We start from the raw sequence: 22,256 nt of genomic DNA on the forward strand, positions 1-22,256 counted from the left end.
TTTTATTTATCAAATGCACAAAATTTACCGTTAGATTTATCAGTCGTCAAGGCGCAGTATTTAACTATCTTGAAACATAGTTGTTACAAAGTTGGATGGAATCGTGAACGCACAAACTAAAAAACACCCAGTAAAAACCGAGCTTTTCGCTTCAAAAGCACCCCTAGAGTGGGCAATCGTTAATAACGGCACTCTATACACCGCGCAGATTCCAATTGATGAAACTGGCGCAGTAGTAGAAGGCGGTATTGAAGCGCAAACGCGTCAGACTTTTAACAACCTTGTTCATACGTTGGAGTGTGCAGGCGAATCTATGGATTCAGTGCTGCAAGTTCTAATTTACGTGACAGACCGTGAATACCTAAAAACGGTAAACAGCGTATATGGAGAATACTTCAATGCACCTTATCCAAACCGTGCTGCGGTCGTCGTTGCAGGGTTAGCAAGAGAAGAGATGTTGGTTGAGTTCGTGGTTTACGCATCAGCCTCTCAACCTGAATAAAGATACTGTGAACTGAGGCAATTTGCGGATTAAAGCTGTTTTGAATTAAAGCGGTTTATTGATACAAGCGACTTGGTTCAGTTTTAGATACAAGATTTAAACGTAATTACTTATATAAATTAACGTTTTATTCATTAATCAGATGGTTGCCAGACTCAACCGCAACCTAACCGTTACAAGGACAGAATGATGACTCAATTACAGAATGTTCAAGCAGAAAACGCACTTTACATTGGCGGCGAATGGCAAGCGGGTGTAAGCACCGTAGCGAACATTAACCCATCGGATATTTCTGAAAACATCGGTAACTTTGCACAAGCAAGTGCTGAACAAGTTCAACAAGCGATTTCAGCAGCAAAGCACGCTCAACCAGAGTGGGAAAAAACGCCGATTGAGCGTAAACAAGCAGTACTTCAAGCAATTGGTGATGAGCTGATTGCACGTTGTGATGAACTAGGTACGTTACTTTCTCGTGAAGAAGGTAAGCCTTTTGCTGAAGGTCGAGGCGAAATTTACCGTGCAGGTCAGTTTTTCCAATACTTCGCGGCTGAAGTGCTTCGTCAAATTGGCGACAACGCAGAATCAGTTCGCCCAGGTGTTTCTGTTGAAGTGACTCGTGAAGCTGTTGGTGTTATTGGCATCATCTCTCCTTGGAACTTCCCGACGGCAACAGCAGCTTGGAAAATCGCTCCAGCACTGGCTTTCGGTAACAGCGTTATCTGGAAACCAGCAAACCTAACACCAGCAAGTGCGGTTGCGCTTACTGAAATTATCCACCGTCAAGGTATCCCAGCAGGCACGTTCAACCTTGTTCTAGGTAGCGGTTCAACAGTCGGTGATGCACTGATCAACTCTAAAGAAGTGAATGGTGTGAGCTTTACTGGTTCCGTTGATACGGGTCGTAAGGTTGCCGCTGCTACAGCGCCAAACTTCGTTCGTTGCCAACTAGAGATGGGCAGTAAGAACGCACTAGTGGTTGCAGATGATGCGGATATCCAAACAGCCGTTGATGCAACGATCGCAGGTTCATTCTCTGGCGCAGGCCAAAAATGTACAGCATCTTCTCGTCTAGTGGTTATGGATGGCATTCACGACCAATACGTTGAAGCACTAATCAAACGTATGAGCGAGCTGAAAGTGGGTCACGCACTAGAAGACGGCGTGTTCATGGGCCCTGTTGTTGACGGCAACCAACTTGAAGCGAACCTAGGTTGGGTCGAGAAAGCACGTCAAAGCGGCGGTGAGCTAGCATTTGGTGGCGAACGCCTAAGCATGAAACACGAAGGCTTCTACATGTCTCCAACGCTGTTCTTGAATACGAAGAACGACTGGGAAGTGAACCAAGAAGAAGTGTTTGCACCAATGGCAAGCGTGATTCGTGTGGCTGATTTAGAGGAAGCTATCGCGACGACCAACGATACTCGCTTTGGTCTAACAGGCGGCATCATTACTCAGAGCCTACGTACGAGCGCAATGTTCAAGCAACAAGCGCAAACAGGTTGTGTGATGGTGAACCTACCAACAGCAGGCACGGATTACCACGTACCGTTTGGCGGCCGTAAAGAGTCTAGCTTCGGTCCTCGTGAACAAGGTCAATACGCGAAAGAGTTCTACACAGTAGTGAAGACGGCTTACCAGCGTCCTTACTAGTTAGCTCTCTATTGATAAGAATTGGCCTGATTCACAGAGTCAGGCCAACACCCAAACCCAACACAGCAAATGAAATTAGAGACGTGATTTAACCCATTTTTGAAAACATGTTATTTGAGCGTGTTTTCAAAACCGAGCTAGAACACTGAGCTTTCAATAGGAGTGGTTATGTACCAGCAACGGATTGTTATAGATGGATTGCAATACTGCAATTGGAACAGAGAATATTTCCAAACACTAAAGGCGAGCGGCATTACAGCAGTTCACGCTACCGCGGTTTACCACGAGACGGCTCGTGAAACCTTATCTCGCTTTGCAGAGTGGAACTTAAGATTCGAGCAGAATGCAGACCTTATCATGCCGATTCACTCAATGGCGGATGTTGAAACTGCAAAAGCGACAGGCAAAGTCGGCATTTTCCTTGGTGCTCAAAACTGTTCTCCAATCGACGATGAGATTGGTCTTATCGAAGTCATGCGCAAGCAAGGTCTTTTGATCATGCAGCTTACTTACAACAACCAGAGCTTATTGGCGACGGGGTGTTACGAGAAGAACGACACCGGTATTACTCGCTTTGGTAAACAAGCTATCGAAGAGATGAACCGAGTGGGCATGATCATCGATATGTCTCACAGTGCAGAGCGTTCAACGCTTGAAGCGATTGATCTGTCTTCTCGTCCTATTTGTATCAGCCACGCGAACCCAACGTTTGCTCATGATGCGCTACGAAACAAATCAAACGATGTGATTAAAGCCCTAACCGCACGCGGTGGCTTAATCGGATTCAGCTTATACCCATTCCACCTACCAAACGGCAGTCAATGTACGTTGGAAGACTTCTGCCAAATGGTTGCGACGACAGCCGACATGGTTGGTGTTGAACACCTAGGAATTGGCAGTGACCTATGCTTAAACCAGCCTCAAGCGGTTCTAGAGTGGATGCGAAATGGTCGTTGGTCGAAGGCAATGGACTACGGTGAAGGTTCTGTAAACAACTCAGGTTGGCCAGATGCACTGCCTTGGTTCTGTGGTAGTTCTGGTATGGAAAATATTTATAACGGATTGATGCGTCATGGTTTCAGTGAGTCTGAAGCTGGGCAAGTCTTGGGAGAAAACTGGTTTAACTTCTTGAAAGATGGCTTAGAGCCGCAAAGCAAGGGTTAAGCGTTTCTCGCTAGTCATCATCTAATAGGCAGCCTGCTAACAGACGTTCATTTAGTCGGTGCTGCTTTAATCAAATTCATTATTTAAAAGGAACAACGGTCTATTTCGCAACGCGGTAACCCAAACATGGATTAGCCTGCCCAACACAAAAATAATAGGGCGGGTGTTAAATACACCCTTGTAGTCATCATTCAAATGACAGCTGCAAAGAAACCTCTGGAGTCAGAGTATGTCTGATTTAACCAATAGCGTGAAATCTTCAAACGTAAATGCGGGTCAAGTACACACAGCAAGCAACACAACAAGTAACACAAACCAGTCTGAATCGACTTCAGACAAATTAGGACTTACCAACCCAGCACTATGGTACAGCGGCGGTTTTATCGCTCTGTTCGTAACGCTTGCTTTATTTGATGGCGAGCTGTTATCAAGCCTAGTAAACACAGGCTTTGCTTGGTCGGTAAAAGTATTCGGTCCTTATTGGCAAATGCTTCTTCTTCTGACTTTTCTTATTGGTCTTGGCCTGGCGGCAGGGCGAACAGGCAAGGTTATCCTAGGTGGTATTGCTAAACCTGAAATGGATGGCTTCCGTTGGATGGCTATCATCTTCTGTACGCTACTTGCGGGTGGCGGTGTATTTTGGGCGGCAGCAGAGCCTATCGCACACTACGTTAATCCACCACCGTTATATGGCGCTCAAGAGAACGCACCGCAAGGTGCAGTGAACGCGTTATCGCAGTCATTCATGCACTGGGGCTTCCTAGCATGGGCAATTGTGGGCAGCCTAACGTCTATCGTGGTTATGCACCTTCACTACGACAAAGGCTTACCGCTTAAACCTCGTATTCTGCTTTACCCTGTATTAGGTGAAAGAGCACTGAAAGGCCATACAGGCGCACTGATTGATGCATGTTGTATTGTCGCTGTAGCGGCGGGTACTATCGGCCCGATTGGTTTCTTAGGCTTGCAAGTCAGCTACGCTCTGAATGAACTGTTTGGTATTCCAGATGGCTTCACAACACAGCTAATCATCATCTTGTTCGCTATCGTGCTTTACACATTGTCGGCATTAAGTGGTCTTAACCGCGGAATGCAAATGCTAAGCCGTTACAACGTAATTTTGGCGATGGCATTGATGGTTTACATCCTTATCTTTGGCCCAACGAACTTCATCTTCAATGGCTACATCCAAGGTGTAGGCAGCATGATTGATAACTTCATCCCGATGGCAACATACCGTGGTGACGAAGGTTGGTTGAGCTGGTGGACAGTATTCTTCTGGGGTTGGTTCTTAGGTTACGGCCCAATGATGGCAATCTTCATCGCACGTATTTCACGCGGTCGCAGTATTCGCCAATTGGTATCAACGATTAGCTTGATTGCACCGTTTGTTACTTGCTTCTGGTTCACGATTGTTGGCGGCTCTGGTCTTGCGTTCGAAATCGCAGATCCAGGCAGTGTAAGTAAAGCGTTTGAAGGTTTTAACTTACCAGGTGCGCTACTGGCGGTAACTCAGCAGCTACCAATGCCAATGCTTATCTCAATTCTGTTCTTGATCTTAACCACGATCTTCATCGTAACGACCGGTGATTCAATGACTTACACCATCAGTGTGGTGATCAGTGGTGAGACAGAGCCGAATGCAATTATTCGTACCTTCTGGGGTGTGATGATGGGGGTGACAGCGTTAATTCTGATTTCCCTTGGTTCTGGCGGTATTTCAGCGCTGCAATCCTTCATTGTTATCACCGCGGTACCGGTGTCCTTAATCTTGCTGCCATCACTTTGGAATGCGCCTCAAATCGCAATCAAGATGGCAAAAGAGCAAGGTTTTTAGAGAGCAGGGTTTTTAAACAAAAGGGCTCTGTAAAACAAGAACGAATCAGCCTTTGAAAGAAGGCTGATGCAAGATTCCGAAAGGAACAGAAAAACCGTACTGGTGAAGATACATCGGGCGGCACGTATTTAGGTCAATCGATCTAGTCAGGACAAATAATAAGGGGTGAGCTCGCTTGCCCCAAATAACGTGAAAGCTAACCAACACACTGTAACAACGAATGCTTCAAATGATGGCAACGATCGGTTCTGAATGGCTAGCAAAATCCTATAACTATAAGGTGGTGAGCAAATGGATGCACATCGTTCTACCTACACTGAATCAGCACTACGTGACGCGACTGTCGTCATGGCACCGGAAAGGCTAGGTGCAATGCACCAAACACGTATCAGCTTCGTTAGAACTCTGATTCGTAAAATGGCGCAGCAAGAATGGAAAGTGACCAAACATGAGTGGCAATTAGACGCTCAAGGTTTTGGTCATGTTATCTATAAGCTTGCGACGCCAAACCATGTTTACCATTTGGTTGTTTTCTGCGATGAGATTGCAGATGAAGAACGAAATGACCGTGTAATTGCTGAAAAGTGGGACGTAACGTTTGCGCTGGTTCTTGGTGATGTTGATGTCGCCCTACTTGAAAGACTTCGTGCGAATGTACCGCTTCAAGAAGCAGGCCGTAATCCAAATAACGTGCTTGTGTTGGCGCGTGCAAACAAAAGTGTACGTGTGTTTGAACATATCGTGAGTCACTTGGCTAAAGGTGTTCAACCAACGCCAAAAGAGCTGGCTGAGGTGGGTTACATCCTGCGAACGACAGCGGTTTACGGTAATGGCAAATTTGGCATTGCTGACTTTAAAATCTTAGAGAAAAATGAAGATTTTAATCAGTCGTTTAGTGCGCAAATGTGTGCGGTTTATATGCTGCGTGAGTTCAGCCTAGATTGGGTTCATTACCTAGCCGAGCAACAGGGCGGTGAACAAGCGATTACCTTGCATAGAGGATTACAGCGTTACCTTGGTGTTGGTAATGCGACTGGTTTAGGCATGGCGCCATACCTAATTAACCACCCAAGTATTGTCGATCAATGGATGACAACACGTGAGCATGCATTGGCAGACGTGTTGGCTAGTCAGACCGATACGGCGTTGATCGAGCCACTACGTAGATACGTTAAAAAAGCGATTTGTCATTTAGAACAAGTTGTTACCATCAATGAAACACAGCAAGAGTTGAACAAAACCGCTGTTGATGAGTTAAAACACGCAGAACAGTCACTAGAAGCTTCTATAAACCATTGCGAAACATGGGCGCAGTTAGTTGAACAATCTAAGCACATGAGTATGGAAGCCCAAGAAATCCTTATCTCATGCTTGATGGAATTGTACCCAGAATTAGTGGACGCCCATCAAGAGCAAATGAATTGTAGCGAAACACTCTCGCTTCCTAGTGGTAAAAAGATCCAAGACCTATTGGTTGTGTTAGAAGAAAAGTACCGTTGGGCGATCTCGACCGACTTTACGAAAGCAGAAAATAACTACTGGTTCTGGTATCGCTCTCAAGACAAAGAAGAGCCAAGACTCGGTGTTCGAGGTGAAGAGCTAGGCGAAGAGCGTGAACTGCCGTTGGATATAGGCCGTCAAGCTTACCGTTTGTACCATGCTTTATTGCAGTTTGCGCCAGAGCTTTCATTGGCTGAGTTCCTTGTTAAGCAGCCACAGCATCGTGCTATTGCACGTCGTGTATGGACGCTAGGCAACAAAGCGATGGGCGACATTCAAATGAATGTTCTGCACCAAGATTCGCCACCAATGCACTTACTGCGTTGCAAGCTTGCGATGTTTGGTGCGACTAAGTTTGATCCTCGCTCAGACCGTTGGGTACGAGTGACGTTTTTCCAAGGTGCGCCATTGCTTGATGAAATTCATCAGGACGAATGGGTGTTCCCAGTATTACCAAGTGAAGCGGAGCTCGCTGATTCACAAAAAGCTACTACACATATTAATGCTCAACATGGAGGTAAATCGTTATGATCGTTTCTCACAATGAACTGGTAGCGGCCGTCAATAAAGCCTTTCTGGGTATGCGCCGTACATGTGGTGAAGCCGATGTGATAGCGAACATGGTGGCAGATTTACAAATGGTGGGGTTGGATGGTGTTCGTCATTTTAACAATGCGAGCAACTTCATTGGGTTAGAAGACGATTGCCCAGTGGACATTCAAGTGCTTAGCGATAACACGGTTGAAGTTGACCTGCACAAGGCAAGTTTAGCGTGCCACCTACCTGTGGTGATGGATTACGCGATTGAAAAAATGGTCGGCAATAAGACGCTGAAAATTGAGTTAAACAACTGTCATAACCGCTGGTTAGCGTACAGCGAGCTTGTGAAACTGGCGGCTAAGGGCATCGCGTGTACTGCACGTTGGGATAATGGCTCCAACCCTAAGAGCACCTTGTATGTGCTTAACCGTGGTTGCGTTGCACCAGAATTGTTTTTATCAGATTTGCCTCTGGCATCGGACGATCATATCCACAATATGACCATCGAGCTTTCCGTCCAGGATTTCGATATCGAACGTTTGTCAGATGGCTACCAAACACACATTGAATCGGAAGCGCTTTTTAAAACTCAAGAGAAGGCGTGGAACGAGGGCATTGAAGTTGACGATGGAGAGTGGGGCGCGTTGAAAGAAACGGCCACGGCTATCCTTGTTGAAAACAGCCAACGTTCAATTCAAGGTGCAGGTGAGCTAGAAGCTTCTTAGCTTTATTTTATAGAGCTTTAGTTTATAGATATTTAGCTTATAGAAACTGAGCCTATAAATCCTGAGCTTATTGAATTTATAAACCTCATTTACAACAGATAAAACCAAAGAGCTTAACGTATCCTCACCTCGTTAAGCTCTTTTTATTTGTGTTCTACTTTTGTTCTTCCTCTCAATAGGTTACACCTTAAACTCTCTGTTTTGACACAAGTTGTCACGCGTTGAAGGTTAATTGAACGATTAGATGAAGTACCTTCACAATCATGTTAAACAAACGGTTTCTTTTACAAGCCACTATGCGTATCTTGCTAACTAAAGGTGCCAACGGGCGCCGTTTTTATTCGTACCGATGACATTAGAATCAGATAAAAAGGAATGAAGCGTGCAAGCTAACTTTATTGATGGAACCACCCTGTATCGTCAGCACTCTTTTGAGTTGCCACTCGATTACCAAGCAAAAGATGGACAACAGATCCAAGTCTTCGCACGTGAGCTGGTTGATCTCGCTAAGGATGCGCAAGAACTGCCGTGGTTGATCTACTTTCAAGGTGGACCGGGCTTCCCGTCGCCACGAGTAAGCGGTCAATCGGGTTGGCTAAAGCGTGCATTGCAAAACTACCGTGTGCTGCTTCTTGACCAACGTGGTACAGGCAACAGCACGGTGATCAGCCACGAAACATTGGCGCACCTGTCTCCAGAGCAGCAAGCTGAATACCTATCGCATTTCAGAGCAGACAACATCGTGCGCGACGCTGAAGCGATTCGTGAGCAATTCGGTGTTAAGCAATGGTCGACGATTGGCCAAAGCTTTGGTGGCTTCTGTACACTGAGCTATTTGTCGCTGTTCCCACAGAGCTTACAACGTTGTTATGTGACGGGCGGTATTCCTTCGATTGAACGTGAAGCTGACGATGTTTATCGTGCGACATACAAGCGTGTCGAAGACAAAAACAGAGCGTTCTTTGCTCAGTTCCCACAAGCGCAAGCGATGTGCCGCGAGATCTCTGATTACCTGCTGAACAACGATGTGAGACTGCCAAACGGACAGGTGTTCACGGTTGAGCAATTTCAACTTATTGGCATTAACCTTGGTGGCGGTGAAGCGAACCTGCCTATGTACTTCACTCTGGAAAGTGCCTTTGTTGAAGTGAACGGTAACAGACAGCTGAGCTACAGTTTCCTAAATCAAATGCAGCAAGAGCAGGGATATTTAACTAATCCAATTTACGCAATCTTGCATGAATCGATTTACTGTCAAGGTACAGCGTCTAACTGGTCAGCACATCGCGTTCGTGAGCAGTATCCACACTTCAACTACCAATCGGGCAGTGAGTTCTGGTTTACCGGAGAAATGGTCTACCCGTGGATGTTCGACCAACTAGAAACGTTGAAGCCATTGCGTGAAGCAGCCAATCTATTAGCTGAGAAGTCAGATTGGGGTACTTTGTACAACGCAGAGCAACTGAGCAAGAATACGGTTCCGATGGCGTGTGCAGTTTACGCAGATGACATGTACGTAGAACTGGATTACAGCCGCGAAACACTGGCTAATATTCCAAACTCGAAAGCGTGGATTACCAACGAGTATGAGCACAATGGTTTGAGAGTGGATGGAGAACGAATCGTCGATAAGCTAATGACGATGGTTGATGCATTAGAAAACTTGCCAAAATAATCAAATTATCTGCGTAGGTTATCTACGTTAGAAGCTATCTAAGTTAGAAGCTCTTTACGTTAGAGACAAGATACGTCCAAAACAAGAAAACGCTGCATCCGTGCAGCGTTTTTTTATGTCATCGAACTATTCGATTTAAGGAACTAGGAGGGGTAGCCCTTGAAGCCATTAAGGTTGGATGACGATATCTTGATTTTCAGTGGTCGATAAGCTGGCGCGGTTCTGTTCGATAAGCTGAGCCGCATAAGAGGGAGTCACAGCTTGAATTTCGCCTTTTGAACGAATCGTTAATGCTTCCCACGCATGATCACGGTATTTGCCTGTCTGTGTATATTCAATAAGTACTCTCATGATTCTTCCATCCGATGTGTGGTTAACGTGCTACTAACATTAGCGCTATTATTGTGGTTACACACCTGTTAAAAATGGAACATAAGATTAACCAAATGAGAATGCGTGTAACTTGAAAAACAGCCCCAACTGCACTTATCTTACTTATCTTACTTATCTTACTTATCTTACTTATCTTACTTATCTTACTTATCGTAAATAACGTCCATAAAAAAACGCTGCACGATGGCAGCGTTAAAGTTGAGATAGGTTGAAGATTGCTTAGCTGTTTTCTAAGCCAACAATCTTGCGTGCAGACATCACTGCACTATCCAAATCGGTCAATCTACCAGCACTTGCTGGACCAAGAACTGATGAATACAAAGCCAACTGCTTCTCAAATGATAAATCTAATTGGTTATATAGATTTTGGCGGATTTGAGCGTGTTGCTGTGGCTTTGCGCTCGATAGGCCTTCCAACGTATCGTAGATGAGTGTAGTTGTATCCATAACTGTCCTTAGTACATCTTTAGAAAATTTTGCATATTATGCACTTGGTGTCATCTTTGTTCTGCGCGATTGATCGCATTATGTGCAGCTCTGCTTAATTGTGTAATCAGTTAGTTACAATTGTGTTGTACGGCAAAGCATCGAAAATTCGCGTTTGGGCAAAAGAAAAGGAGACACAGTGGTCTCCTTTTGGTTTGTTAGGCAAAGATAAAAGTTACGTACTGTCCGCTGCTTATTGAGCCAATCGGCTACGCACAGCTACAGCGCCTATCGTATGTTAATGTTCTTATCTCGATTTTCGTACATTTCAGGCGTGGTGTGTAATCCACCCGCATAACCTGCTGCTTCAAGTGTTTCTCTTACCTCTCGAACATGCTCAGCCGTGACCTGTTCATTTCGGGCGCCAAGGTTTAAACGCACAAACGTGATTAACTCAGCTAAGCGTTGATCCGACAATACATCCTCGAAACTTGCCATCGGCATGAAGTTTCGATCTTTGTCGAGATAGGTGGGTTGCAAGCCGCGCACCGTTACCGCAATGGTATTGAATGGGTCGCTGTGCATGATAATGCCATTATTCAACAGAGTAGGGGCGATTGGGTCGCGACCTTTACCATCGTCACCATGACACGCCCCACAAGTTTGACGATACGTGGTGTAGATCTCACTGGCATATGCAGCTTCATCAAATCCTTTAGGCTGTAACTGAACGGCATCACTGGCAATGGTGTTGTTGATATCCCCACTCAGTAGGTAATAAGACATCGACTCAATATCTTCACGTGTCATCAAACTTAGGCTGTTTTTCACTACATCAGCCATACCCGCAAAAGCGGTGCCTTTGTCTGAATGTCCGGTGTGTAAAAAGTCGGTAAGTGTTGCTTCATCCCAACCATCGACATAGAGCTCATTAGCTGTGATATCAGGCGCGTTCCAACCGTCAATCAAGTTACCTTGGAAAATACGTTCTGGTATCAGTGCTTGGGCAATGTTTCGTGGCGTATGGCACTCCGAACAGTGACCAAGTCCTGCGACCCAATACTTGCCTTGTTGCCACTTATCGACATTCTCAATTTCTCCTTTGAGCTCCTCTGGTACTTCGTAATCAATAGGGTCGGTATCCATGAATACGATGTTCCAGCCAAGCAAACCTAAGCGAATATTGGATGGAAACATCATGCTGTTGTCATCGTTGCGTCGCGGCACGGCGGTGATTGACTGCATGTATTCCCATAAATCGACCATGTCTTGGTCGGTGAGGTATTGATAAGAGGTGTAAGGCATTGCTGGGTACAGGTAACCATTCTTACCTTTACCTGCAACTAACGCAGCTCGGAAATCATCAAAGTCATAAGTCCCAATCCCTTCGGTGGTATGTGGCGTTATGTTAGTTGAATACACGGTACCGAAAGGGGTGACAAAGGGCAGGCCGCCAGCAAAGGGTTCGCCACCTTCTGCACTATGACAAGCCACACAGTCACCGGCATAAGCGAGATATTCTCCACGCTCAACAGATGATGCTTTCAAACTCGCGAGCCTTTGTTGCTCTACATCACCAGCGTGTCGTATATAAGCCCCAAGCGCGAGTATTTCGTTCTCGGTGAGTTGCTCATCAAACGCAGGCATTAGGTTGTTCAAACCGTAATTGATGGTGTGCTGAATCTCTTCAATACTGCCGCCGTGAAGCCAGATGTCATCGGAAAGATCAGGTACACCAATCGCTGGATTAGCGACAGCACCATCAGCATGACAAGACGAACAGTATTGGACGAACAAGGTTTTACCGAGCTCGACTTTAATCTCCGGCACATCGGTATGACGTTGATTGAGAGACGCTAGATAGTAGGAGACTTTTGCCACCTCATCTGGGCGCATGATCTCACTCCAACCCGGCATAGCACCGTTCCGGCCTTTGGCGATCGAATGAATCACAGCTTCATCACTGCCGCCGTATAACCATTCTTGGTCGATAAGATTAGGGAAGTGTTTCTGACCTTGTGCATTATCTCGGTGACAAGCGGCGCAGTGAGTTTGGAACAGAATCCTACCGCTGTTCACGATCTCTGGGACTGCAGCCAATCCTTCTAACGTGGTTTCACTGGTTTGTGCAAATTGCTCATTGAGAGTGGTGGATGGTGAACAGAGCTTATCATCGCTTTGTTCCCAATCGACTAAGCCTTCCCATTCGCCAAGCCCAGGGTAGAGCACCAAATAGCCTGCAGATAAAAGAAATGCGACCGCATAGCTTACAAATAACAGCTTAGGTGGAGGCGCATCTTTCTCTTCAATCCCATCAAAGGTGCCAATGGTGTGGTCGTGATCGGCCTTGTGATTGCTACGCCAATATTTAACGATAACCGATACCATCAGAACAAAGAATATTAAGGTTAAGAGTACCGCCCATAGATTCCAGAATGTGCTCATTGTGATACCTCCTGTGACGTATCTTTACCTAGGCTTTGTAAATAGCGAATCAGCGCTTCACCTTTGGTTTTGCCTCTTACTTGTAAACGGGCGTCACCAATTTCTTGATCGGTATAAGGCACACCTAAGGTACGTAAAACTTCCATTTTGGCGCTAATATCATCGCCAGTCAGAGTCTGCTCAAACAGCCACGGGTAAGAGGGCATGATCGAGGTCGGTACAACTTTTCGAGGATCAATTAAGTGAATAACATGCCACTGGTCAGAATACTTTCTACCTAAGTTAGTGAGGTCAGGGCCGGTACGTTTAGAGCCCCACAAGTTAGGAAACTCATAGATATCGTCTGCTTCTTGGTTCGGACGACCATTACGCTTCACTTCTGGCTCTAGAGGGCGAACCATTTGTGTGTGACAAACATGGCAGCCTTCACTGATGTAGATGTCTCGGCCAGCTAACTCTATCGGTGTGAGTGGCATCGCTAAGCTGCCTTTGGCAATATCATCTCCACGGACAATGCTTGGCACTACCCAGACCAACAGAGAGAAGGAGGCAACAACAACAGTGGTCAAAATTAAAATGACGATTGAATGTGTAAAGTCTTTACTCATCATTTAAGCCCCCTCATTAACGGTGTTTTTAGCATCATGTACTGCGGGCATACGAACCGTTTTGTACAAGTTGAAAGCCATTAAGAACAGCCCAAGTACAAACAGCGCACCACCAAAGAAGCGCATGAATAGCCAAGGTGCTTTAAAGTCCATCGCTTCTACAAAACTGTAAATCAGTTCGCCATTTTCATTTTGAGCGAGCCACATATACCCCTCACCGATGCCTGCGATCCAAAGTGCTATTGCATAGATGGCGACGCCAGCATGAGCGAGCCAAAAGTGCCATTTAATCAGTCGTCGTGACCAAAGAGCGGTTTGGCCCCATAAGCGTGGAATGAAGTAGTAAAAAACCGCTATCCCTGACATTCCAACCCATCCGAGAGCTGCGGAATGTACGTGACCGATGATCCATTCTGTGTTGTGTGCCACCATGTTGAACCAGCGAATAGCGAGTAGCGGACCTTCGAATGTTGCTAAGCAGTAGTAAAGAATCGCTGAGAAAAAGAATAAAAGAATGTAGTCGGACTTCAGCTTTTCTTTGTTTTGTAGGAGGGTCATTGCACTATTGAACGCGCCCGCCCAAGAAGGGAGCCACAGGATCAAAGACATTACGATGCCGATGTTCTGAATCCAGATAGGAACGGAAGAGTAAACCAAATGGTGCGTTCCGGCCCACGTGTAAAAGCCGACCAAACCCCAGAAATGGATCACAGATAAACGGTACGAGTAGATAGGTCGATCCGCTGCTTTGGGTATGAAATAGTAATTCATACCAATCACACCAGCAGTCAGCAAGAAGCCGACGGCATTATGTCCCCACCACCACTGAACAATCGCATCTTGAGCGCCTGCAAACACAGAGTAAGACTTCATCGCCAACACAGGCATCGCGAGGTTGTTCACGATGAAAATCATTGCAACGACGATGATGAAAGCAGCAAAGAACCAGTTAGCCACGAAGATATGGCTGACTTTACGCTTAGCAAGGGTGCCAAAGAACAACACCGCATACAGCACCCAAACCAGCACAATCATTAAGTCGATTGGCCATTCAAGCTCCGCATACTCTTTTGAGCTGGTGTGGCCTGCGGGTAAGGAAATGACCGCAAGTAACAAGATGAATTGCCAGCCCCAAAATACCATCCATGAAAGGCTTTTATTGAACAAGTCACAATGGCCTGTTCGCTGGGCAATGTATAAAGACGTCCCCATCAAGATATTCACGACGAAGCCGTAAATTACTCCAGAGGTATGTAGCGGACGCAGTCGACCAAATTGGAAATATTGAGAATCAAAGTTTAAGACTGGCCAATATAATTGCGCGGCGAGAATCACGCCGATGATCATACCTACAATCGCCCACACTAAGGATGCGATAATGAAGTACTTCACGACCTTAATGCTGTATTGCGTTGTCACTTGTTCCATAACAAGGCTCCTTGCCTAGATATTTTGAATCGCTGACTTAATTTGAATCGCTGAGCGAGCTTGCTTCGTTGCCGAGCACTGAATAGAAATAGGAAATGTCACGAATGTCTTGGTCTGAGAGCGTATCGGCTTGTTGTTGCATGAGAATCGCTAAGCCACTGGTTCTCTCTCGAGTCTGGTAATCTTTCAATGAAGAGATGAGATAACCCACTTTTTGACCGCGAAGGTTCGGGTAGGGATCTTGTGTTGAGATGCCATCAGCGCCATGACAAGTCATGCACACTTTGGCTTTTTGTTTACCTAACTCGAATTGTTCTTGGTTAACTTCGGCAGAAACAGGAAACATGACCAGCGTCATTACCAGGGTAGAAAGTGTCGCCATGGGGTTAAATTTTTTTATATTCAAACTCATTCTCGATTCCCTTGATTATGAAATGAGTAAGCTTTTTAAGATCAACGCACGAGATCAACTGGTGAAGTAGAAACGACTGGAACTCGTTATTAGGTCTGTTAAAGCTGCTTACGTTCGATTAAAGATTATGCATCAACCAGCATTCTCGCTACTTACTTACTTACTCATATTTATTGTTAATTTTGTTGTTTGATACGTATTCATAAGGCTTATTGGTTTACTTGCGCAGAGTAAAATACGAGTTTTTGTTACTAGACGGTCGAGAAGGAATACGTCAAGCGGGTAGAGAGTGCTGAACGAGAGCGGTGATGGAAGCGACAGAGAAGTGAGAGAGAAACTGCGAAGCTATTGAAAAACAGCGAGGTGTAGGGGGCCTTAGGGATAAATCGATACCAATCAATCTGAGTGGTATCGGTACAAGTTAAATGGTCAATTTATACTAGACTCAATTTAGTGACCTTTTTAAAATGGAGTTTAGAATGAGAACTGTATTCTTGTTGATGCTTTGGCTTTGCTCGTTTTCGATTTTTGCAGCCTCAGAGTTAACGGTTTTCGACCACTCCGGGCAAAAGCATGGTTTTAGTAGAGATCAACTCCTGTCACTTCCTCAAAAAGAAATTACTACCACCTTGCCTTGGGTCGAGGGTCTGACCGTTTATAGTGGTGTGACGTTACAAACGGTGCTTGAAAATATGGATCTACCGATATCATCACAAGTTACTTTCGTAGCATTGAATGACTATAAAATTGCGGTGCCCAAAGAAGATTTTGATACCTATGAACCCATCATTGCGATTAAAAAGAATGGTGAGTTTATGTCTGTGAGAGAGAAAGGCCCGTTTTGGTTGATTTACCCAATCTCTGCGAACCCTGAGACCAATACCCCTGATTTCCATGCCAAGATGATTTGGCAGATTCGTGATATTCATCTGTAGAGGCTAATTATGAAGAAGCTGTTGTCTATGGCTGCAATCAAAGTCGTTGTTTTGTCTTTGGCCGTGGTTGTTCTATCCGTCAATATCTACAGCGTTACTCGAATTAATGACATCAACAAGAGCTTTTCTAATCGCCAAAATGAGGCCACATGGTTTGTTTTTCAACTTGTCAAAGAGTATGCAAACTTCTTGATGGTTAGCCACGCAAAGAAGATTGATTATGATGAACTTTGGTTGGCTTATGACATTACATGGAGTCGCTTTGATATTCTGATCAACAGCACTGAATCGTCCAATTTTATTCGCTCAGCAAACTTTAAGCCTTACTTTACCGCAGAGTTTGAAAAGTTTAAGTCGCTAGAATCGTCAATCAAGTTGGTCAGTACAGGGCAATTACCTAAAGAATCGCTGCAGAAGAAAGTTGATATTTGCTACACCACTTTGGTCGAATTCATTAACGAAAAGTTTCGATTACAAAGCCCAGTTATTGAAGAAAATACGTCCATGGTAGGCAAATTTGTTGTTGTTCACCAAATCAGCAGCGCCTTTCTTGTCTTGATTTTGTTGATGACAGGCATCATTTTCTATCTCGATTTTTCCATCAAACGAAAACTTTATTCTACCGACTTCATTACAGGCTTTCGTAATCGAGTATCGTTAATGAAATTTGTTAAGAACAGCTATCCTACAAACGGTAACTTCGACCTTTACTTTGTACGAATCAGAAATCTCAGTGAGATAAACCAAAAGTATGGGCTTGAATATGGAGACTTGGTGGTGAGTTCAGCCGCTAAGTCTCTGACGGCAAAGGTTCCGGAAAGTACTATCTCGTTTCGTAGTAGTGGCAGCCAATTTCTATTCTTCATTCCTGAGCACTTGTACACAAGTGATGAGATACAGGAAAAGTTCAATGACGTGCTCAAGGACTATATCTCGGCGGGCAATTTAGAATTGATGATTGACGCTGTAGTCAGGCATAAGAAGAATATCAGCTCTAAAGATATAATGGAGCTATTAACGACAATGCAGAGCTAATCTCCGCATTAGCGATAAGTTAAATCGTCAGGTTTTGTTTGCTTTTTGCTCGCCATTCTCCCGTTTCACTATCATGGCCTTTGCCATCCTTTATTTGCCTCCTCATTCAATGTGTAGCCAACGCAGAGCTCCTGCATTGATGAAGATAGTTCTACTACTAGTTATAGCTATAGTGGCTTGCAACGCTTGGATAGGAAGGGAGGCCTTGAGGTTTAGGTTTAAGGTTACTGCTTTTGAGTGAGTGCAACGATTCGCTCGTTAGATCTCGAACTGGTAACAGACTGCGGGTTTAAAATTGCTTGCGGATTATGGTCTCGCACAAACTCGATGAATTCCAGATAAGTGAGTGGTTGGCTAAAGAAGTAGCCTTGTATTAGGTCACAGTTCGCTTTTTTAAGGTAATGATACTGTTCTATGGACTCGACACCTTCTGCGACGATTCGCGTGTCACAAGAGTGGCCTAAGTTAACCATAGATTCGACCATCTTACGGTCGGCTTTGTCGTCTACCATGTTATCGATAAAGCTCTTATCAATTTTTAGCTCATCCACAGGGTAGTGGAGTAGCTGGTTGAAGGCTGTGTATCCAGTACCAAAGTCATCAAGTGAAACCTTTAAGCCTAGGCTTCTGATTCTCTCGATAGTCTGTACCGTAAGCTTGGTACTTTTCACGTAACTGGTCTCAGTTATCTCGATAATAATGTTGCTAGGAGGTACTTGGTACCGTTCGATAACCTTACGAATATTGTCGGCAAAATTGCGGTTGTATAGCTCCATTGCTGAAATGTTAATGGATAAGGTACCTTTGTACTTGTGGATTTCTGAGAGCTCTTTATAGCTCTTGATAGCGGTGCTAATAACCCAAATATCGAGTTTGGATATGAGGTTGCTCTTCTCTGCTGCAGGTATGAATTCGTCTGGACCCGCGTTTATGTCAAATAAAGCAGGGCAACGAACCAAACACTCAGCGCCATCTACCTGAAGTGTTTTAGCGTTGAAAATAGGCATAAAGCGAAGTTCAAAGTTATCACTTTCACAGCACTCTAAAAGCCTTTTTTCTATAATGTCGTGTCTCTCTAACGTGTGTAATAACTCCTCGCCATAAACAATACGGCTTTCTCCATCATTGTGAGATTTTGCACGGAGCAACATCTCATCAATACATCGGTGCCAAATTTCTTCAAACTTTGGTGTGTCGAGCGGTAAAACACCTGTTGCGAGTGATAACCTAAATCCATAGTAATCAAGGAACGTAGTGTTAGTCAGCGTATTATTGATGTTCTCTATTTCTTCGTTTATCACTTGGCTTTTATTCATTTCTAAAATGGCGATAAACTGATTCCCCCCAAGCCTTGCTATGGAGTAGTCATTGCAATTGAAACCGGAAGATGACTGTTGGTTTTGTAGAGTATCTCTCAGCACTCTAGTTAAGCTTATTAGTACATTATCACCAACTTTGGCACCGTAGAGATCGTTGATTTTACGGAAGTCGATGATGTCCCAACAAACCACATAGCAGTGTGGGTTCATTGAACTCTTGAGGCGTACATCAAGGTGTCGGATGAATGAGCGTCGATTGGCTAGCTTGGTGAGTTGGTCGAATTCAGCTTCGAATTTCAATTCCGTTAATGAGTCGATGTAAGCGTTTTTCAATCCATCAATTTCACTCTGTCCTGATGAACGTTTGAAGTATCTAAGCTTGAGTCCGCCGATTGATATCTCATGCAACAGATCTTTGAGTGGGCGCACAAGTTGGTAGCGCACCACTAAGTGCACGATCAACATGATCGTAAAGAGAGTGCCAAAGCCACCTAACAAGGTTTGTTTAGCGATGATGGCTTTCTCGTAATTGAATTTTTGCTCTCGAATGTTCACTTGAGCAATGAGGTGTCGGCTAGTCAGCTGTACATTGATACTTTCTGGGGTTTGTTCAATTGATTTGATAACGAATTGGGTATTTTCAATGTTGGCAGCGTCTGAGGATGGCTCTATTAAGAACTGAATATTGTCATCGTCATTGTATTTGATTAACAAGCTAGAGAGTTGTATCAGAGGTCCGTCAGCAATCAAGATGTAGCGATTTAAACTGTTAGTTGCACGCTTGTCTTGAGGGAGGAGGTAAGGGTCAATTGCAGCAACATACGCATATCTGAGCTCGCCACTAACCGAGATATAAGAGAAGCCTTCGTAGGAGAGTTCCTTCTTGCTGATTAACGAGGTGTATATGTCGAAGACTCTTTCATAAATCTTGTCAGGGATTTTTAGCCCCTCGAAAGGATCGGCTCTGAGAGTCGAAAGCGTTAATTTGAACTTAGGGTCCACGATATAAACATTGCGTTGCCCAAATTGATTGACGTGATTCTGGCTTAATACTCGGAGTACTCGTTTTTCCAATAGCGATAGAGTCGTATAGTCGCCAGGATTTTGAATGTAGCGGAGGAACTGCAACGAAGAACCGATATCTTTAACTAGTAAGGACAAGCCGAGCTGCTCGTATTCCGCCGCGACTAAAGCGGTGTTCACATCAGATTGCACCTTGTCCAAATACATGTGCTTAGCATGATTTGATGCGAAGTTGTACATCACGATTCCTGCTATCAGGAGCACAAATGTCAGCGTTGGTAAAAGTACAAAATAGAGCTTCTTCAATACTGGCATGAGTTATCTCAAACTGTCGACAATACGATTGCGAATTTGAATGCTACTCGGTTCTAACGGCTGATAAAGGTAGCTGCGATCTAATACTTCTTTATTCGGGAAAAGCTCGGGATCGTTTTGATACTCCTGAGAAGTGAGTGCTTTTGCTTTTGAACTTGGCGTTGCAAACCATGAATCCATTGCGTTTTGAGCGGCGATTTCGGGTTGCGATAAGAAGGAGAGAATCGTGGTTGCTTGTGGAGATAGCTCTCCGTTGTTAATTGCAGCCATACACTCTAACCATAAGGTTGTTCCTTCTAGAGGCACTGTGTAGGCCCAAGATGCCTCAGGTTCGGCATCATTAAGCACATAGCTGTCACCTGAGTATCCGTAGGCGAGATCGATATTGGCTAAGCGCTCAAGCTGGTGGATGTGGTCGATGACATACTCATTGCTTTCAAGATGTGGTTTTTGCAGTTGTAGCGTTTTGTACGCAACACGAAGTTCTTGCTCATTATTAGTAAATGGGTTAAATCGATTGACCAATAACGCCGTGCTCACCAAGTCGGTGGGGTCGTAGTACATACTTATACGGCCACTGACTTTAGAGTCGGGTTCAAGAATCGCCATCCAAGATTCTGGGGCGGAGATTTTATCACTGCGATATAGGATACCGGATGTTCCCCAAGCGTAAGGAATACCATATTCACCGCATCCATCTGCCCACCTAGGATCAAAATTGCTTTCAATGGATTGTTGTAAGTCACTTAGGTTATGGAACAGGTTTTGTTTGGCTAATGCCTTAAGTTTTACGCTTTCGACGATAACCAGTTCAAAAGCGCCTCGACGCTCGCTTAATAGAACCTCATCCCTTATTGACTCATCAGAGAAGAATTGTTGCTTTAGTGAGATGCCGTAGGTATCACTCAACTGGGTAACGACGCTGTCAGATAAAAATTCATCCCAATTGTAGAGATAAATATCTTGCTGCTGGCCAAATACAGGGCTAGCCAAAAAGGATGTTGACGCAAGTATTGATACGCAAAACGCTTTCACTGACGGACTCCCTTTCGTACGTGATAACTAAATCGTAGCCCAAAATCTGCAACATGATTCAAATTTACGACTCTTATTTTAGTACAACCTAATGCAATGCATGCGAACACCGACTTTTAATTACCAGAATAGAAGGGAAATGAGTCTGGGTTATGAGATCGCTAGGCAAAATAATGGATTAACTATCTAAACTAAATGTTGGAAAGTCGGTTATTAGAGCGTCTTTACCTAACGAGGCTTATGAAAACGTGTTGTCCGTCTGATTCTCTTAGTATCGAAGCATTAATTATGAACCAAAAAACCAACCGCAAGTTAATTATGCGATAATAATGCATTAAATTTCAAAATAAGGACATTGATTTATGGATGCAGGTTTAGTTGGGATTTTTGTTACCGTGGCGATTGCTCATTTTTTGGCGTTGTTGAGCCCCGGACCAGACTTTGTGATTGTGGTGAAGAGTGCTGTTCGAAATAAGGGAAAAAAAGCCCTAGGCGTTGCATTCGGTATTGCCAGTGCGAATGCGGTTTATATTGCTTTGTGCTTGGTTGGTGTTGGCTCGATTCTAGCGGCATCCGTTTCTATTATGATTGCACTCAAGATCATTGGTGGTGTGTTTCTTGTTTATCTTGCTGTACAAGCGATAAGAGCGAAAAAATGCAATTACAGTAATTTCGATGTTGACGAAGAAGGAGCCTCCAATCAAACCACTTTTCTTAAAGAATTCCTCACCGGTTTTCTATCGGGAATCCTTAACCCTAAAAACCTTTTGTTCTATTTGAGCTTGTTTACTGTTGTACTGAACAATGACGTTGGCTTCATGTTTAAGTTAGGTCTAGGTATTTGGATGACGGTGGTTGTATTTGTATGGGATGCGGCGATCATCTTCCTGTTATCTGCACCTAAAGTGCGTCAAGAGTTTACACGTGTTGCTTACTATATTGATAAAGTGACAGGAGTCATGCTGGGGCTACTTGGCTTGACTATTGTGAAATCTGTTCTAGTCCGCCAGTAGGTTATATTGAATTATAATTACTTGGTAAGCTTACGTTCGTAGCTCGATATGGTGTCGGTGTGCCACGAATGTGAGCTTGTTTCCTGCCAGGCTGATACGTTTTATCTCTTATCTGCTCGATTATAAACCTTCTGCTTAATCCACGAATTCTTTGCATAACTCTTTGTTTGTCATTTCTTTTGTTTCTGATTAAGTATCTATAAATTTGTTTCTAAAGACTTGTAGCACAAGGCACTTGTGCTTATTGTGGTCAGCAATATTAAGGACATGTCCCAA

The 22,256-nt window shown here is 44.4% G+C and carries 17 protein-coding genes and 1 pseudogene; 10 read left to right on the top strand and 8 right to left on the bottom strand.

Translation table 11 applies throughout. From position 1 onward, the window contains the following. Positions 1-103: 103 nt before the first annotated feature. From OCV19_RS17470 to OCV19_RS17500, 7 genes and pseudogenes are all read left to right on the top strand, one after another. A complete protein-coding gene (locus OCV19_RS17470; RefSeq protein ID WP_004730412.1) occupies positions 104-502 on the top strand; it encodes a RidA family protein in 399 nt (132 codons plus the stop codon). Between the two features lie 189 nt (positions 503-691). Continuing rightward, positions 692-2,152, top strand: coding sequence for an aldehyde dehydrogenase family protein (locus OCV19_RS17475; RefSeq protein ID WP_050650528.1), 1,461 nt, complete (start codon positions 692-694; stop codon positions 2,150-2,152). A gap of 168 nt (positions 2,153-2,320) precedes the next feature. After that, entirely contained in the window at positions 2,321-3,316 is a 996-nt protein-coding gene (locus OCV19_RS17480; protein ID WP_065676263.1) for a membrane dipeptidase, read from the top strand. 229 nt (positions 3,317-3,545) lie between these two features. After that, complete coding sequence (locus OCV19_RS17485) at positions 3,546-5,153, top strand: BCCT family transporter (RefSeq protein WP_065676264.1); 1,608 nt, start codon at positions 3,546-3,548, stop codon at positions 5,151-5,153. Between the two features lie 229 nt (positions 5,154-5,382). After that, a pseudogene (locus OCV19_RS17490) lies at positions 5,383-7,184 on the top strand (hypothetical protein). Then, a complete protein-coding gene (locus OCV19_RS17495; RefSeq protein WP_065676266.1) occupies positions 7,181-7,918 on the top strand; it encodes a DUF3726 domain-containing protein in 738 nt (245 codons plus the stop codon). Before OCV19_RS17490 ends, OCV19_RS17495 begins: the two are co-directional and overlap by 4 nt. Positions 7,919-8,300: 382 nt before the next feature. After that, positions 8,301-9,593 (top strand): alpha/beta fold hydrolase, encoded by a 1,293-nt coding sequence (locus OCV19_RS17500; protein WP_065676267.1) that lies wholly within the window; start codon positions 8,301-8,303, stop codon positions 9,591-9,593. A 168-nt stretch (positions 9,594-9,761) separates the two neighbouring features. Here the strand turns inward: OCV19_RS17500 and OCV19_RS17505 are convergent, their stop codons facing one another. From OCV19_RS17505 to OCV19_RS17530, 6 genes are all read right to left on the bottom strand, one after another. Further along, on the bottom strand, positions 9,762-9,944 hold the full coding sequence (locus OCV19_RS17505; protein ID WP_004730424.1) for a hypothetical protein: 183 nt from the start codon (positions 9,942-9,944) through the stop codon (positions 9,762-9,764). A gap of 261 nt (positions 9,945-10,205) precedes the next feature. Beyond that, positions 10,206-10,433 (bottom strand): PAS factor family protein, encoded by a 228-nt coding sequence (locus OCV19_RS17510; RefSeq protein WP_004730426.1) that lies wholly within the window; start codon positions 10,431-10,433, stop codon positions 10,206-10,208. Positions 10,434-10,700: 267 nt separating this feature from the next. Next, the gene (locus tag OCV19_RS17515) at positions 10,701-12,857 is read right to left on the bottom strand and encodes a cytochrome c (protein WP_065676268.1); all 2,157 of its coding nucleotides are present in this window, start codon (positions 12,855-12,857) and stop codon (positions 10,701-10,703) included. Beyond that, the gene (locus tag OCV19_RS17520; RefSeq protein WP_017060032.1) at positions 12,854-13,468 is read right to left on the bottom strand and encodes a cbb3-type cytochrome c oxidase subunit II; all 615 of its coding nucleotides are present in this window, start codon (positions 13,466-13,468) and stop codon (positions 12,854-12,856) included. The genes OCV19_RS17515 and OCV19_RS17520 overlap by 4 nt, the downstream gene beginning before the upstream one ends. Then, the gene (gene ccoN, locus OCV19_RS17525) at positions 13,469-14,893 is read right to left on the bottom strand and encodes a cytochrome-c oxidase, cbb3-type subunit I (protein WP_065676269.1); all 1,425 of its coding nucleotides are present in this window, start codon (positions 14,891-14,893) and stop codon (positions 13,469-13,471) included. A gap of 37 nt (positions 14,894-14,930) precedes the next feature. Continuing rightward, entirely contained in the window at positions 14,931-15,305 is a 375-nt protein-coding gene (locus OCV19_RS17530; protein WP_059018733.1) for a c-type cytochrome, read from the bottom strand. A 479-nt stretch (positions 15,306-15,784) separates the two neighbouring features. Between OCV19_RS17530 and OCV19_RS17535 the strand changes: the two genes are divergently transcribed. Together OCV19_RS17535 and OCV19_RS17540 are read left to right on the top strand one after the other, a co-directional pair. After that, the gene (locus OCV19_RS17535) at positions 15,785-16,240 is read left to right on the top strand and encodes a hypothetical protein (protein WP_065676270.1); all 456 of its coding nucleotides are present in this window, start codon (positions 15,785-15,787) and stop codon (positions 16,238-16,240) included. Positions 16,241-16,249: 9 nt separating this feature from the next. After that, positions 16,250-17,275 carry a GGDEF domain-containing protein gene (locus tag OCV19_RS17540; protein WP_065676271.1) on the top strand — a complete coding sequence of 342 codons (1,026 nt, stop codon included), beginning with the start codon at positions 16,250-16,252 and terminating at the stop codon, positions 17,273-17,275. 224 nt (positions 17,276-17,499) lie between these two features. On the opposite strand, the gene OCV19_RS17545 is transcribed toward OCV19_RS17540, so the two are convergent. Together OCV19_RS17545 and OCV19_RS17550 are read right to left on the bottom strand one after the other, a co-directional pair. Further along, the gene (locus tag OCV19_RS17545) at positions 17,500-19,932 is read right to left on the bottom strand and encodes a putative bifunctional diguanylate cyclase/phosphodiesterase (RefSeq protein WP_065676272.1); all 2,433 of its coding nucleotides are present in this window, start codon (positions 19,930-19,932) and stop codon (positions 17,500-17,502) included. Between the two features lie 3 nt (positions 19,933-19,935). Then, entirely contained in the window at positions 19,936-20,967 is a 1,032-nt protein-coding gene (locus OCV19_RS17550) for an ABC transporter substrate-binding protein (protein WP_065676273.1), read from the bottom strand. 362 nt (positions 20,968-21,329) lie between these two features. On the opposite strand from OCV19_RS17550, the gene OCV19_RS17555 reads away from it, so the two are divergent. Further along, positions 21,330-21,980, top strand: a complete 651-nt coding sequence (locus OCV19_RS17555) for a LysE family translocator (protein WP_065676274.1) — start codon at positions 21,330-21,332, stop codon at positions 21,978-21,980. Positions 21,981-22,256: the final 276 nt, after the last annotated feature.

It is taken from the genome of Vibrio celticus (assembly GCF_024347335.1).
GTDB classification, from domain to species: domain Bacteria; phylum Pseudomonadota; class Gammaproteobacteria; order Enterobacterales; family Vibrionaceae; genus Vibrio; species Vibrio celticus.